The organism is Microvirga subterranea (assembly GCF_003350535.1).
GTDB classification, from domain to species: Bacteria; Pseudomonadota; Alphaproteobacteria; order Rhizobiales; family Beijerinckiaceae; genus Microvirga; species Microvirga subterranea.
Map to the genome: position 1 here is coordinate 201707 of NZ_QQBB01000005.1, position 13023 is coordinate 214729.

A 13023-nucleotide genomic window follows, 5' to 3' on the forward strand; every position below is an offset into this window, starting at 1 on the left:
TCACTGGTCCGGGTTGAAGAGCGGCGGGTCGCCGGGGATCGGCAGCTCCATGGTAAAACGGAAGCCGTCCTCCGGGAACTCCATCTTGACCTCGGCCTGGAGCTGGGCGGCGAGCACCCGCTGCAGCAGCCGCGAGCCGAAGCCCTGGCGGGTCGGCATGGAGACGCGGGGGCCGCCCCGCTCCGCCCAGGAGAAGCGCAGCCGCGGCCGGGGCTCGCCCGGCTCGATCCGCCACGTCACCTCGACCTGTCCACCGAAGGTGGAGAGGGCTCCGTGCTTGGCCGCGTTGGTGGTGAGCTCGTGGATCGCCATGCCGATCGGCACCGCGGCCTCGGATGGCAGCTCGACGGAGGGACCCTCCACGATGACGCGGTTGCGCGCCTCGTCCTCGTAGGGGCCGAGCTCCGTCTGGACCAGCTCCTCGAGGGAGGCCTTCTGCCAGAGGTCCTCCGTGAGCAGGTTGTGCGTGCGGGCAAGCGACACGATGCGGCCGACGAAACCCTGATAGAACTCGTCGATGCTCGACGCGGTGCGCGCCGTGGAGCCGACGATCGCCTGCACGGTGGCGAGCGTGTTCTTCACCCGGTGGTGCAGCTCGCGGATCAGCAGGTGCTGGCGTTCCTCCGCGTGCTTGCGGTCCGTGATGTCCTGCACGACGCCCGTCATGCCGCTCAGGATTCCGCTCTCGTTGAGCGTGGTCTGGCCTTGCGCCGCAACCCAGGCCCGGGCGCCGTCGCTCGCGCGCCGGATCCGGTACTCCACATCGTAAGGCACCTGGGTTTCCATGGAGCGCAGCATCGCGGCGGTCGCGCGCTCCATGTCGGCCGGGTGGAGCAGGTTGCGCAGCTCCGTCCAGGTGATGGGCGTGGCCGGATCGACGCCGAAGATCTCCGCCGCCCGCGGCGACAGGGTCATGGCGTCGCTCGCCATGTCCCAGCTCCAGTCGCCCATCTTGGCGGCCCTGAGCGCGATGCGGAGCTGCTCCTCGCTCCGGCGCAGGGCGTGCTCGGTCTCCTTGAGGTCGTGGATGTCGACGCTGGTCCCGCACCAGCCCCGGAAGGCGCCCTTGGCGTCGTAGACCGGCCCCATCTGGATCAGGTGCCAGCGATAGGCCCCGCTCTGCGTGCGGTAGCGCATCTCCGTCACGAAGGACGACCGGGCCTCCCGGGCCGGCCTGACCTCCTCCAGCACCCGGGCGAGGTCGTCCGGGTTGACCCAGCTCATCCAGCTGTCGCCGAGGGACTGTTCCACGGGAAGCCCCGAGAACTCGCGCCAGCGGTCGTTCGCGTAGACCAGGTGCAGGTTCTCGTCGATGATCCAGACCAGCGCCGGAAGGGCTTCGGCGATGAGGCGGAAGCGCGCCTCGCTCTGCCGCAGCGCCGCCTCGGCCCGGGCGCGCTCCACCGCGATCCAGGTGCGCTCCGCCACGTCCTCGATGAGCGCGGCGTCGTTCGCGGACCAGGTGCGGGGCTCGGCGGCGTTGAGGTAGAGCAGGGCCGTCAGGCGGCGGTTCTTGAGAAGCGGCACCGCGATCGCCGCCCGGGCGTTTACGGCGCTGAAGACGCCGCGGATGGCCGAGGCGCTCCAGCGGGGCTCGTTCTGCACGTCCTCGATCGCGAGCACATGTCCCTGCCTCAGCTCCGCCAGCATGTCGGGCACGAAGTCCTCGAGGCGGTAGTGGCGCCCCTCGTTGCTGATGGCGCCGCGCGACCATTCCCGTTCCACCAGGACCATGCCGCGCTCCTCGTCGACCTCGCCGTAGCCGACGCAATCGACCTTGAGGAACTGCGCGAGGCCGCGGGCGGTGGCTTCCATGATCTGCGAGGGATCGTCGATCTCCCTCAGGCGGTCGTTCAGCCCGAGGAGGAATTCCTGGCGGCGCTGGGCGAGGTTGATCTCCTCCTTCACCCGTTCGCGCTCGGTCACGTCCTGCAGGACCCCGAAGACGCGCACGGGCCGGTCGTGATCGTAGACGGCGCCGCCGCGGACCAGGATGCGGCCGATCCGGCCGTCGGGACGGATGATCCGATGCTCGATGTTGAAGTCGGTCTTCGTCGACAGGGCGTAGGATATCGCCTGCGCGATCCGCTCCGCGTCGCCCGGATGATAGAGGGCCTCGATCTGCGCATGGGTGACGGGACCGTCGGGCTTCAGCCCGAGGATGGACTTGGCGGTTGCGTCGATCGTGAGGGCGTTCGTCTCGACGTCCCGCTCCCAGGAGCCGAACCGTCCGATGTCGAGGGCCATCCGCAGGGCTCCGCGGCTTCGGCGCAGCTCGGCCTCGGCCGCGGCCAGGCGAGCCTCCAAATCCCCCGTCCGGCCGGGGGATTCCGCCGCCGTCGCGGCCGCCTCCCCGTCGGAGAGCATCTCCTGCTGCTTGGTCATGAACGCATACCTGACAAAACCCCGATCGCCTCGTTCAGCCCCTTCGCCGGCCCCGCCTTCCTTCGAGAACCCGGGGACATAGGGCTCCGATCAGTTCTGGAAACCATCGACCGCCTGAATCGCGAACGTATAGGCGAGGGCCACCTCCTCGAGCCGGTCGAAGCGGCCGGAGGCGCCCCCGTGGCCGGCATCCATGTTGAGCTTGAGCAGGACCGGACCGCCCCCCGTCATGGCGGCGCGCAGCCGCGCCACCCACTTGGCGGGCTCCCAGTAGGTCACGCGGGGGTCGGTGAGGCCGGCCAGCGCCAGGATGGCGGGGTAGCGCTGGGGTTTCACGTTGTCATAGGGCGAGTAGGACAGGATCGTCCGGAAGGCGGCCTCGTCCGTTCCCGGATTGCCCCATTCCGGCCATTCCGGCGGGGTGAGGGGCAGGTCGGCGTCCAGCATGGTGTTGAGCACGTCCACGAAGGGCACCTCCGCCACGATCCCGGCGAAGAGGTCCGGCGCCATGTTGGCGACCGCGCCCATGAGCATGCCGCCCGCGCTGCCGCCATGGGCCACGATCCGCCCGCGCGACGTATAGCCGGCCGCCGCGAGCGCCTCGCCGCAGGCGATGAAGTCCGTGAAGGTGTTGGTCTTCTTCTCGCGCTTGCCGTCGAGATACCAGCGCCAGCCCTTCTCGGTGCCGCCGCGGATATGCGCGATGGCGTAGACGAAGCCCCGGTCCACCAGCGACAGGATGCTCGTGCGGAAGCTCGCCGACATGGAGATGCCGTAGGAGCCGTAGCCGTACAGCATCAGCGGCGCGGAGCCGTCGAGAGCCACTTCCCGGCGGTGAACGATCGAGATCGGCACCTGCTCCCCGTCCGGCGCGGTCGCGAAGATGCGGCGCGTGACGTAATCGGCCGGGTTGTGGCCGCTCGGCACCTCCTGGCGCTTGCGCAAGGTCCGCTCGGCCGTCCGCAGGTCGTAGTCGTAGACCTCCGTCGGCGTGGTGAGCGAGGAATAGCGGTAGCGGATGACGTCGGTGTCGAACTCGTAGCCTGCATCGACGCCGAGCGAGTAAGCATCCTCCTCGAGCGCGATCGTCTCCTCACGGCCGGTCGCGATCTCGCGCAGCACGATGCGGGGCTTGGCGTCCTCGCGCTCCAGGCGCACGAGATAGCGTGCGAGCGCCGTCACGAAGAGGATCATCACGCCGGGGCGGTACGGGACGAGATCGCGCCAATGCGCACGGTCCGGCGTGGCGACCGGAGCCGTCATGATCTTGAAGTCCTCGGCGCCGTCCGCATTGGTGAGGATGATGAGGCTGTCGCCGTGGTGCTCTACGTCGTATTGCAGCTTCGGCGTGCGCGGTTCAATCAGGCGTGGCGCCGCCGAGGGATCGTCGCGGTCGAGCAGGTAGACTTCCGAGGTCTCGTGGTCGCTCGCCTCGATCAGCACGAACGCGTCCGACTGGGTTACGCCGAGCTTCACGAAGAAGCCGGGGTCCTTCTCCTCGTAGATCACCTCGTCCCGCGCGGCCTCCGTGCCGATCCGGTGGCGCCTGACGCGCACGGGGCGGTGGTTCTCGTCGAGCTCCACATAGTAGAAGCCCGAGGAATCGTTGAGCCACACGGCGCCGCCGGAGGTCTGCGGGACCTCGTCGGAGAGTTCGATGCCGGTCCCGAGATCGCGCACCCGCAGGGTGAAGTATTCGGAGCCCTTCAGGTCCGCGCCCCAGACCATCAGGCGATGATCGGGCGAGTGGTCGGCTCCCCCGAGATCGAAGAAGGCGTGTCCCTCGGCCTCCCTGTCGCCGTCGAGCATGATGGTCTCGTCGCCGCCGTCGCGGGGCATCCGGCAGACGAGGGGGTGCTGCCCGCCCTCGCGGTAGCGGGTGAAGTAGGCGAACGGCCCATCGGGCTGGGGAACGGAGGCATCGTCCTCCTTGATGCGTCCGCGCATCTCGGCGACCAGGCGCTGCTGAAAAGATTCCGTTCCCGCGAAGGCGGCGGCCGCATAAGCGTTCTCGCGCTCCAAACATTCGCGAATCGCCGGGTCGAGTGTTTCCGGGTTTTTGAGCACTTCCTTCCAGTTTTCGGCCTTCAGCCAAGCGTAATCGTCACGAATCGTCGTGCCGTGGATCTCGAAATCGTGAGATCTGGCAGGGGTGACGGGCGCAGGCGGCAGGGGCGATGAGGGAAGGCGCTCGAGCTTCATGGAGGGGTCCCGTTCCTTACGTTACGGAGGGAGGGGTGGGCACTGCTGTATAACTCCCGTTCGCCGGGACAGGTCCGCAGGTCGACGCGCATGTCCAATTCAGGAGGAGAAATAGACACTTTATAGCTACTTCTTCTGCTTCGACGCGAAAATTCAGCTTGGCCGACCATGACCTATGGTTAAAGCCATCCGCTGTAAACACGAAATTTTTATTGCCTTCGTGAAGATGATACACAGTTTTCCAAAGTTTTCCTTTTGAACATCTTGTAATCCGCCCGATTTTGCCATACTTGACCCGTCAGGCGCGTCATCGCGCGATTACGGTGCGGTTCGATGAAGAGGCAAGCAAAGCCTCGGAAAAGACTGCTCAAAGAATGGGCTGAAATGCTCATTTGAGTTGTTCTAAAGAGCCGGAAAGGAACAAAATCAAAATGAGCGACAACATCGCTACATCAAACTATATCGAGCTGGCGGCAGATATCGTCTCGGCTTATGTGAGCAACAACTCGGTTCCGTCGGGTGATCTCCCTAGCCTGATCAACGATATCCACTCGGCTCTTCTGCGTGTCGGGGGCGGCACGGTCGAGGCGCCTGCGGAGGCGCCCAAGCCCGCCGTTCCGGTCAAGAAGTCCGTGACTCCGGACTACATCGTCTGCCTGGAAGACGGCAAGAAGTTCAAGTCGCTGAAGCGTCATCTTCGGACGCAATACAACATGACGCCCGAGCAATACCGCGAGAAGTGGGGCCTGCCCGTCGATTATCCGATGGTTGCTCCCAATTACGCGAAGGCTCGCTCGGAGCTGGCGAAGGAAATGGGTCTCGGCCAGCAGCGCCGCAAGCGCCGTTCGTCCCGCGGCTGATCCTTCACGAATACTTCGTAAATCAGCCGCCCCCCGGGGCGGCTTTTTGCTGCGCGAAGCGGCCGCGATAGGCGGCGGGGCTCGTGCCGAGGCGGGCGCGGAAGTGATGACGCAGGGTCGCGGGCGATCCGAACCCCGTCGCGGCCGCGATGTCGTCGACCGAATGCATCGTCGTCTCGAGCAGCTCGCGGGCGCGCAGCAGCCGCTCCGCCAGAAGCCATTCGCCGGGCGGCATGCCGGTCGCGGCCTTGAAGCGGCGGAGGAAGGTGCGCCGGCTCATCCCGGCCTCGGCCGCCAGCGCGTCGACCGGCTGCTCCTCGGCCAGTCTTGCACGCATGCGGTCGAACAGTGGGCCGAAACGCAGGCCCTCGCGGGGAGGGGGAACCGGACGCTCGACGAACTGCGCCTGCCCGCCTTCCCGATGGGGAGGCACCACGAGGCGGCGCGCGATGCAGTTGGCGATCTCCGCGCCGAAATCGTGCCGCACCACATGCAGGCAGAGATCGATGCCCGCCGCGCTGCCGGCGGAGCTCAGCACGCTTCCCTCGTCGACGTAGAGCACGTTCGGCTCCACGCGGACGCCCGGATAGGCCTCGGACAGCTGCTCGACATAGCGCCAGTGCGTCGTCGCCCGCTTGCCCGCGAGCAGTCCCGCGGCCGCGAGCACGAAGACACCGGAGCAGATCGACATCAGCCGCGCCCCGCGGGCATGCGCCTTTCGCAGCGCCGCAACCAGGGCCGGCGGCACGGGCTCGGACAGGGCGCCGCGCCAGCCGGGAATCACGATGGTGCCGGCCTCCTCGAGCAGGTCGAGCCCGCCATCCGCCATGATCCGGAAGCCGCCCGTCGCCCGTAGCGGGCCGGGCTCCACGGCGCAGACGGCGAAGCGATACCAGTCCGGCCCCATCTCAGGACGCGGCAGGCCGAACACTTCCGTGACGATGCCGAATTCGAAGGTGCACAGCCGGTCATAGGCAAGGGCGACGACGAGTCGGTTTGGCATGATCTGAACGCTCATTGGCATGCGTGCCACTTTCGACCTTAGTCTCCGGGCGCGATGCTCGCAGCGTCTTATCCACAGGAGACTTCCATGCCGTCCAGCTCCGTCGCGTCCATTCCGGCCGCCGCTCCGGACATCGCCGTCGCTCACTTCGCCCATCGTCTGTCGGTCGAGACCGACTGCGCCGACGTGCACGAATCGCTCGCCGCAGGCGCAGTCGATTTCGTGCTGCTCGACGTGCGCGGCCCGAACGCCTATGCGCGCTCGCACGTGCCGGGCGCGCTCAGCCTGCCGCATCGCGAGATCACGCGGGACCGCATGGCGGCGTGGTCCGCCGACACGCTGTTCGTGGTGTATTGCGCCGGTCCGCACTGCAACGGCGCCGACCGGGCAGCGCTGAAGCTCGCAACGTTGCGGCGCCCGGTGAAGATCATGCTCGGCGGCATGAGCGGCTGGGCCGACGAGGGCTTCGCCTTCGCGCAAGGCGCGGAGCCGGGGCCGCTCGCGGCGGCCTCCGCAGCCTGATCCTGCGTCGAACCGTCGAGAACCCCGCGACGACCCGGAAGGACAGTCGAATACTCGCATTGTGCGTGCGAAGACTTATCCTCAGAGTTATCAACACGCGTGAATTGCCGTTGACTCCCGCGGGCCGTGGCCCAGTATCAGGAGCGGAGGGACTCGTCCCTCCGTTTAATTTATTGCAGGAACAAATCATGAACAAAAACCAAAATGATTGCGAAGACCACGAGGGCTCCAAGGGTCGGAAACTCTCGCGTCGACAGGAGCGTACCCGCGGGAGTGGGCGCGGGGGCCGCGAGCCGTCCAATCTCAGGCGCAATGACCCCCTGGCCCGGGAGGCGCAGCGGCTGCTGGCGGCCCTCGGCCTGCCGGAGGCGCAGGCGCTTCTCGACCCGACCGACCAGAACGACGTGATCGTCCACCGCCGGACGACCGGCGTGTCCCTGGGGGCCGGCCGCTTCTCCCGGGCCGCGGCCGAAGCGCTCCAGCGGCACGACCTCGCCGCGTGGCGCCAGATGGAAACGGGGCAGCGGGTGCTGAAGCTCACGGAGGCCGGCCACGCCCGCCTGCGCCGGGAGGATGCGCCCACCCGGGACACAGCCTTCTTCCACCAGCACCGGGAGACGGTGGAGGCGACGGTCGAGACGGAGACAGGGATGCAGCGGGTGCGCGTCGACGCGGAGGAGAGCCCCCTCGACTGGCTGCGTCGTCGGAAAGGAAAGGACGGACAGCCCCTGATCGACGAGGCCTCCTACCAGGCCGGCGAGCGCCTGCGGACCGACATCATGCTGGCGGGGCTGCTGCCGGGCGTGACCGCGCGCTGGGACCAGACGCCCCGCGGCAGCGGCCCTGCCTCGCCCTCGGATGCGACCGACCGCATGGTGGCCGCGCGTCAGCGCCTGCGCCACGCCTTCGATGCGGTCGGGGCTGATTTCGCCGACCTCCTCACCGATCTCTGCGGCTTCCTGAAGGGCTTGGAGACGATCGAGCGCGAGCGCCAGTGGCCGCCGCGCTCGGCCAAGATCGTGGTGCGCCTCGCCCTGGCACGGCTCGCGCAGCATTACGGCATCGAGGCCGCCGCCCACGGTCCCGCGGCTTCCCGCGGCATCCGGACATGGCAGGCGGTCGTGATCGAGGGCGGGCGGAGCTAGAGGCGAGCCGGGGCAGGGCGGTCGGCCACCGGCCGCCGGCCGCCCTGCGCGCCTTCCGCCACAGAAGGGCTCAAGAGGCGGCGAGCGCCGTCTGGGCGTCGTGGCGGATGCGCTCGACCATCGAGCGCACGCCGTTCGAGCGCTGCGGCGTCAGGTGCTCGGAGAGGCCGAGCTCCTTGAACAGGGCGAGCGCATCGGTGGACAGGGCCTCGGACGGGGTCTTGCCCCGGTAGAGCGAAATCAGCAGGGCCACGAGGCCGCGCACGATATGAGCGTCGCTGTCGCCGACGAGGTGCATCACCGGCCGGCCGCCCGCGGGCTCGAGCTTCGTCACGAGCCAGACCTGGCTGGCGCAGCCCCGCACCTTGTTGGCGTCCGTATGGGCCTCGTCAGGGAGCGGCTCCATCTGGCGGCCGAGCTCGATGAGGTAGCGGTAGCGCTCCTCCCAGTCGTCCAGCAGCTCGAAATTGGAAACGATCTCGTCGATTGACGGCAGCATGGGATCCCTAAAGCATCGGACCCGAAAGTGGATTGGCACTTTCGGGATTGATCCGATGCATTCTCCTGAAATGAGAGCATCGCGTTGCCGTCCATATAGGTGCCCGTTGCGGCTTTGGCGACAGGAGAGGCGCGTCAGGTGCGCGGTTTCTGGCCGTCGCGCCAGCCCGGATCGCGGTCGCCGGGCAGGAGCGTGTCGGCGGCCTTGGCTCCGCCGAGGCCCGACGTGGTCATGATCTTGTCGACGATCGCCTGCTTGGCGCTCTCGGGAAGGGCCTGCCACACGGCCTCGAGCCGCTGCGGCGATGCGGCCTCGGCCGTCGCCTTCGCGGCGGCGTCGCCCTTCGCCCAACCGAGGACCGACTCGACGGACGCGGGTGCGTCGCCGCGCTGCCGGACGGGCGAGTAGTAGAAGATCGCCCCGACGATCAGGATGAAGCGCAGGATGGAGAACATGCGGCGGAAGCGGGCCCTGTCCGGTGGATGACGTGCAGCATCATAACGGGCCGTGTCCCCGTTGCGGAGAACGCCGCCGGAGAACCTGCAAACAGGATGAACAAAGGGTTTCCGCCGCAAGTGCCGCGTTAAGCTCTTGAAACGCAAGGCAGAAGGGAGGGGGATTTCATCCTCTGCCGCGCTCCCGGGGCACAACCGCCTGGACGCCGGCCCTTCAGCAGTTCCTGCCTTTAGGTTCGCTTAAGCCGCCTCTGTCACGGTCCCGCTCGTATGAAGACGGGGAGCGGCGGTGCGTCGTCGCAGGGACCACGTGCAGAGAGAACTCACAGGCCACTGGATCGATGAATGGCTCGTCGGGCTCGTCCATCGCTCGGTCCTGGACAAGCCCGCCGAGCGCCTTTGCCAGGAGCGCTTCGTGGCCGGCCGCCTCGCCACCTCCCTGGTGGCCCTGGTGGGGCTGCCCCTGTCCCTGCTGGGCGACGTGGCGCCGGAGCTGCTCGCCTCCTGGAGCCTCCTGGTCCTCGCGCCGCTCGCGGCCGTCTTCGTCCTGTCGCGCTGGGGCAGCCTCGCCGTCGCGCAGGCGCTGGTCTCGCTCGTGCTCGCGGGCTTCATCGCCCGGGACATGGCCGGTGCCGGAGCCTCGCTGCCCCTGATGGGGCTGGCTCTGGCGCTCGTGCCCCTGGAGGCGCTCTCGTCCGGGTCACGGGGCGGCGTGCTGCTCGCCGCCATCCTGGCCCTCGTAGGGCTCGGGGCGGGCGTCCTGCTCCAGGCCGAAGGCATGGCGGGCGCGAGCCTGCCGGTCGAGGGGGCTCTCGCCATCGCGGGCGCGGTGGCGTTCGGCCATGCCCTGTCCCGCGCCGTCGCAGACCGGCGGATCGGGGCGCTTCTCGGCGACGATTCCGAGTCCGGCCTCGGCCGCGATGCCCTCGCGCTCGCGGCCATCGACGACCTCGTCACCTGGCACGACGGCAACGGCGTGGTCCTGCGCTCGAACGGCGGCTGCGCGCCGCTGCTCGGCGCTGCGCCAGCCTCCATCAACGGCAACGGCCTGTTCACGCGCATCCACGTCTCCGACCGCCCGGCCTTCCTGAAGGCGATCAGCGATGCGGCGAACGGCGCCGGGTTTGCGGTCGCGCGCTTCCGCGTCCATGCGGGCGAGGGACCGTCGCAGACGACGCTCTGGGTCGAGATGCGGGCGCACCGCCTCGTCCTGCCCGGCGACGAGGGCTGCGCGGCGGTCGCGGTCACCCGCGACATCACCGATCACATGGCACGCGTGGAGGAGCTCGACGCCATGCGCCGCGAGGCGGTGGACGCGAGCGAGGCGCGGGCCCAGATGCTCGCGACCGTCAGCCACGAGCTGCGCACGCCCCTCAACGCCATCATCGGCTATTCCGAGATCCTGATGGGGAAGGGCGGCCCGAGCCTCGTCGACAAGCGGGAAGGCTATGCGCAGATCATCCACCAGTCGGGCGAGCACATGCTCGGCGTGGTGAGCTCCCTGCTCGACCTCTCGGCCATCGAGGCCGGCCACTACAACCTGGACTTCGAGCCAATCGACCTCGCGGACCTCGTCGGCGAATGCTGCACGTTCATGGCGCTGCCGGCGGACGAGGGTGGGCTCACGCTGAAGCAGGAGCTCGCGCCCGGCCTGCCGGCGCTCGTGGCCGACCGCCGCGCCTGCCGCCAGATCCTGCTCAACCTGCTCTCGAATGCCGTGAAGTTCACGCCGCGGGGCGGCGAGGTGGCGGTCGAGGTCCGTCACGAGGCTGACAGCATCCACCTCGCGGTCCGCGACACGGGCGTGGGCGTGGCGCAGGACGAGCTTTCGCGCCTCGGCATGCCATTCTACCAGGCCTCCTCGCCGGCACGGCCCCAGAAGGGCAACGGCCTCGGCCTCTCGGTGGTGCGCGGGCTCGTGACTCTGCATCAGGGCCGCCTGCGGATCTCCAGCACGTCGGGCAGCGGCACCTGCGTGCGCATCAGCCTGCCGGCCGATGCTTACCGTGCCGCCGCCGCCAAGGGTCTTGTGCCCGCGCCCCGGCGTACCGATTCTTCCGATGTAGTCCTTCTCAAGACGGGATGACCTCCTTGCGTGAAGCTCTAGCCGCCCGCCCCGACGACGATTTCACGATCTCCGCCCCCGTGCGGCGTCGCTCGGCGGTGAAGAAGAAGCCGAAGGCGCCGAGCCTCGGCATGCGTGTGCTGTCGCTGGCGCTCCAGCATCCGCGGCGCATCGCCGGAACGCTCGTGCTGGCGGGATGCGGCGGGTACATCGCTTGGAACGCGCTCGCGCTCCAGACGGTCCATCACCCGGCGCCGCTCTTCAGCCCGCACGGCTCCTCGAACGCCGCACCGCAGATCGCGCAGCCGATGCCGCCGACGCGCCCGGCTGCTCCCGTGCCCGCGGCCGAGGCGACGAGCCCATTTGCGGCCCAGCCCATCGCCCAGGCTCCGGCGCCCGCCGCGGCCCCTGCGGCTGCGCCCCCGAAGCTTCCCTCGCGCAGCGCCATCGCGGAGCTGATCCGCAACGGCGAGCCCGGCGCCATCACTCAGCCGACGTCGCGGACCGCATCCGCACCGGCGGCGCCCGCTCCGGCCCCCGTGGCCGCGCGGGCTCCCACCGTGCGCGATCCCATCGGCGAGATGATCCGCATGGGCGGTCCCGTGCCAGTGCCGCCTGCGAATGTGGGCCGCTCCGATTCCGGGGACGTCGTGCTCGCGGGCCAGAGGGCGCTCGCCAAGCTCGGCTACGGCATCAAGGCGGATGGCATCATGGGCTCCGGTACGCGCCAGGCCATCGAGCGCTTCGAGCAGGATCACAAGCTGCCGGTCACGGGCGAGTTCAACGCGCGCACCCTGCGCGAGCTCGCGGCGGCCTCCGGCATCGCGGTGCCGTAAGTGGCGCGCCTGCGCTCCGACTTCTGGGTCTCGGCCTATCTGCGCCGCTGCGGCGTCGAGGGCGTCGAGGCGGTGCTGCGCCGGCGCGGCGCCGCGGAGGCCGGCGCGATCTTCGTCAAGGTCGATCACCTCGACGGGACCGCGAGCCTCTACGGCCCGGCCCCGCAGCTCTTCGTGGACGATTCCGGCGAGCGCCTGTTCGCCGTCGTGCTGCAGGGTGTGACGCCGCTCGACGTCGAGGAAAAGGTGCAGCGCGAGCTGCGCTTCGACACGGACCTGTGGCTCGTCGAGGTCGACGACCGCGAGGGTCGCCACTTCCTTGATCTCGCCGCGGAGGAATGAGCCCGCGCAGGCTGCGATGGGGCCTTGTCGCAGCCGTCACCCTGTGGCTTGCTCACTCTCTACGAGGGAGGAGACCTATGCCCGATCCGACATTGTGGGGCCTGTTCATCATGGCGTCCGTTGTGCTGCTGCTGACGCCCGGTCCGGCCGTGCTCTACATCGTTGCGCGCTCCATCGAGCAGGGGCGCTCGGCCGGTTTCGTATCGGTGCTCGGCATCCACTTAGGGACCATCGTACACATCACGGCGGCGGCGGTCGGATTGTCGGCGCTTCTCGTGTCCTCGGCGCTCGCCTTCGCGATCGTGAAATATCTCGGGGCGGCCTACCTGGTCTGGATCGGCATCCGCACCCTGATGGCCAAAGACCCGGATCCCGAAGCGCCCGCTATTCCCGCCGAGCCGCTGCGCCGGGTCTTCCGCGACGGCTTCGTGGTCAACCTGTTCAATCCCAAAACCGCGATCTTCTTCCTCGCCTTCCTGCCGCAGTTCGTCGATCCCGGCCGCGGCGCGGTGCACTGGCAGATCCTCGCCCTCGGGCTCACCTTCATGGGGCTCGGCATCCTGAGCGACGGCATGTTCGCGTTGGTGGCAGGCGCCGCGGGCGACTTCCTTCGCCGCAACCGCCGCTTCCTGCGCCTGCAGCGCTGGTTCGCCGGCACGTCCTTCATCGGGCTCGGGGTCACCGCCGCGCTGGCGACGCGCAAGTGAGC

The 13023-nt window shown here is 68.7% G+C and carries 12 protein-coding genes; 7 read left to right on the forward strand and 5 right to left on the reverse strand.

The genetic code is table 11. From position 1 onward, the window contains the following. Positions 1-2385 (reverse strand): PAS domain-containing protein, encoded by a 2385-nt coding sequence (locus DES45_RS14225; RefSeq protein WP_114770684.1) that lies wholly within the window; start codon positions 2383-2385, stop codon positions 1-3. 90 nt (positions 2386-2475) lie between these two features. Beyond that, positions 2476-4587 (reverse strand): S9 family peptidase, encoded by a 2112-nt coding sequence (locus DES45_RS14230; RefSeq protein WP_114770685.1) that lies wholly within the window; start codon positions 4585-4587, stop codon positions 2476-2478. Between the two features lie 431 nt (positions 4588-5018). On the opposite strand from DES45_RS14230, the gene DES45_RS14235 reads away from it, so the two are divergent. Next, positions 5019-5447, forward strand: a complete 429-nt coding sequence (locus DES45_RS14235; protein ID WP_173949873.1) for a Ros/MucR family transcriptional regulator — start codon at positions 5019-5021, stop codon at positions 5445-5447. A gap of 22 nt (positions 5448-5469) precedes the next feature. On the opposite strand, the gene ftrA is transcribed toward DES45_RS14235, so the two are convergent. Further along, complete coding sequence (gene ftrA / locus DES45_RS14240; RefSeq protein WP_114770686.1) at positions 5470-6471, reverse strand: transcriptional regulator FtrA; 1002 nt, start codon at positions 6469-6471, stop codon at positions 5470-5472. 66 nt (positions 6472-6537) lie between these two features. Between ftrA and DES45_RS14245 the strand changes: the two genes are divergently transcribed. Further along, the gene (locus DES45_RS14245; protein ID WP_114770687.1) at positions 6538-6972 is read left to right on the forward strand and encodes a rhodanese-like domain-containing protein; all 435 of its coding nucleotides are present in this window, start codon (positions 6538-6540) and stop codon (positions 6970-6972) included. Positions 6973-7160: 188 nt separating this feature from the next. Then, positions 7161-8117: a DUF6456 domain-containing protein gene (locus DES45_RS14250; RefSeq protein WP_245571721.1), complete on the forward strand. Its 957-nt coding sequence runs from the start codon at positions 7161-7163 to the stop codon at positions 8115-8117. A 70-nt stretch (positions 8118-8187) separates the two neighbouring features. On the opposite strand, the gene DES45_RS14255 is transcribed toward DES45_RS14250, so the two are convergent. Both DES45_RS14255 and DES45_RS14260 read right to left on the reverse strand, forming a co-directional pair. After that, positions 8188-8616 (reverse strand): SufE family protein, encoded by a 429-nt coding sequence (locus tag DES45_RS14255; RefSeq protein ID WP_114770688.1) that lies wholly within the window; start codon positions 8614-8616, stop codon positions 8188-8190. Between the two features lie 134 nt (positions 8617-8750). Continuing rightward, positions 8751-9071 (reverse strand): hypothetical protein, encoded by a 321-nt coding sequence (locus tag DES45_RS14260; protein ID WP_114770689.1) that lies wholly within the window; start codon positions 9069-9071, stop codon positions 8751-8753. A gap of 310 nt (positions 9072-9381) precedes the next feature. On the opposite strand from DES45_RS14260, the gene DES45_RS14265 reads away from it, so the two are divergent. From DES45_RS14265 to DES45_RS14280, 4 genes are all read left to right on the forward strand, one after another. Then, entirely contained in the window at positions 9382-11157 is a 1776-nt protein-coding gene (locus DES45_RS14265) for a sensor histidine kinase (protein WP_114770690.1), read from the forward strand. Between the two features lie 5 nt (positions 11158-11162). Further along, entirely contained in the window at positions 11163-11972 is an 810-nt protein-coding gene (locus DES45_RS14270; protein ID WP_147282414.1) for a peptidoglycan-binding domain-containing protein, read from the forward strand. Next, a complete protein-coding gene (locus tag DES45_RS14275) occupies positions 11973-12314 on the forward strand; it encodes a DUF1491 family protein (RefSeq protein ID WP_114770692.1) in 342 nt (113 codons plus the stop codon). It abuts the gene before it with no gap. 77 nt (positions 12315-12391) lie between these two features. Beyond that, positions 12392-13021 carry a LysE family translocator gene (locus tag DES45_RS14280; protein WP_114770693.1) on the forward strand — a complete coding sequence of 210 codons (630 nt, stop codon included), beginning with the start codon at positions 12392-12394 and terminating at the stop codon, positions 13019-13021. Positions 13022-13023: the final 2 nt, after the last annotated feature.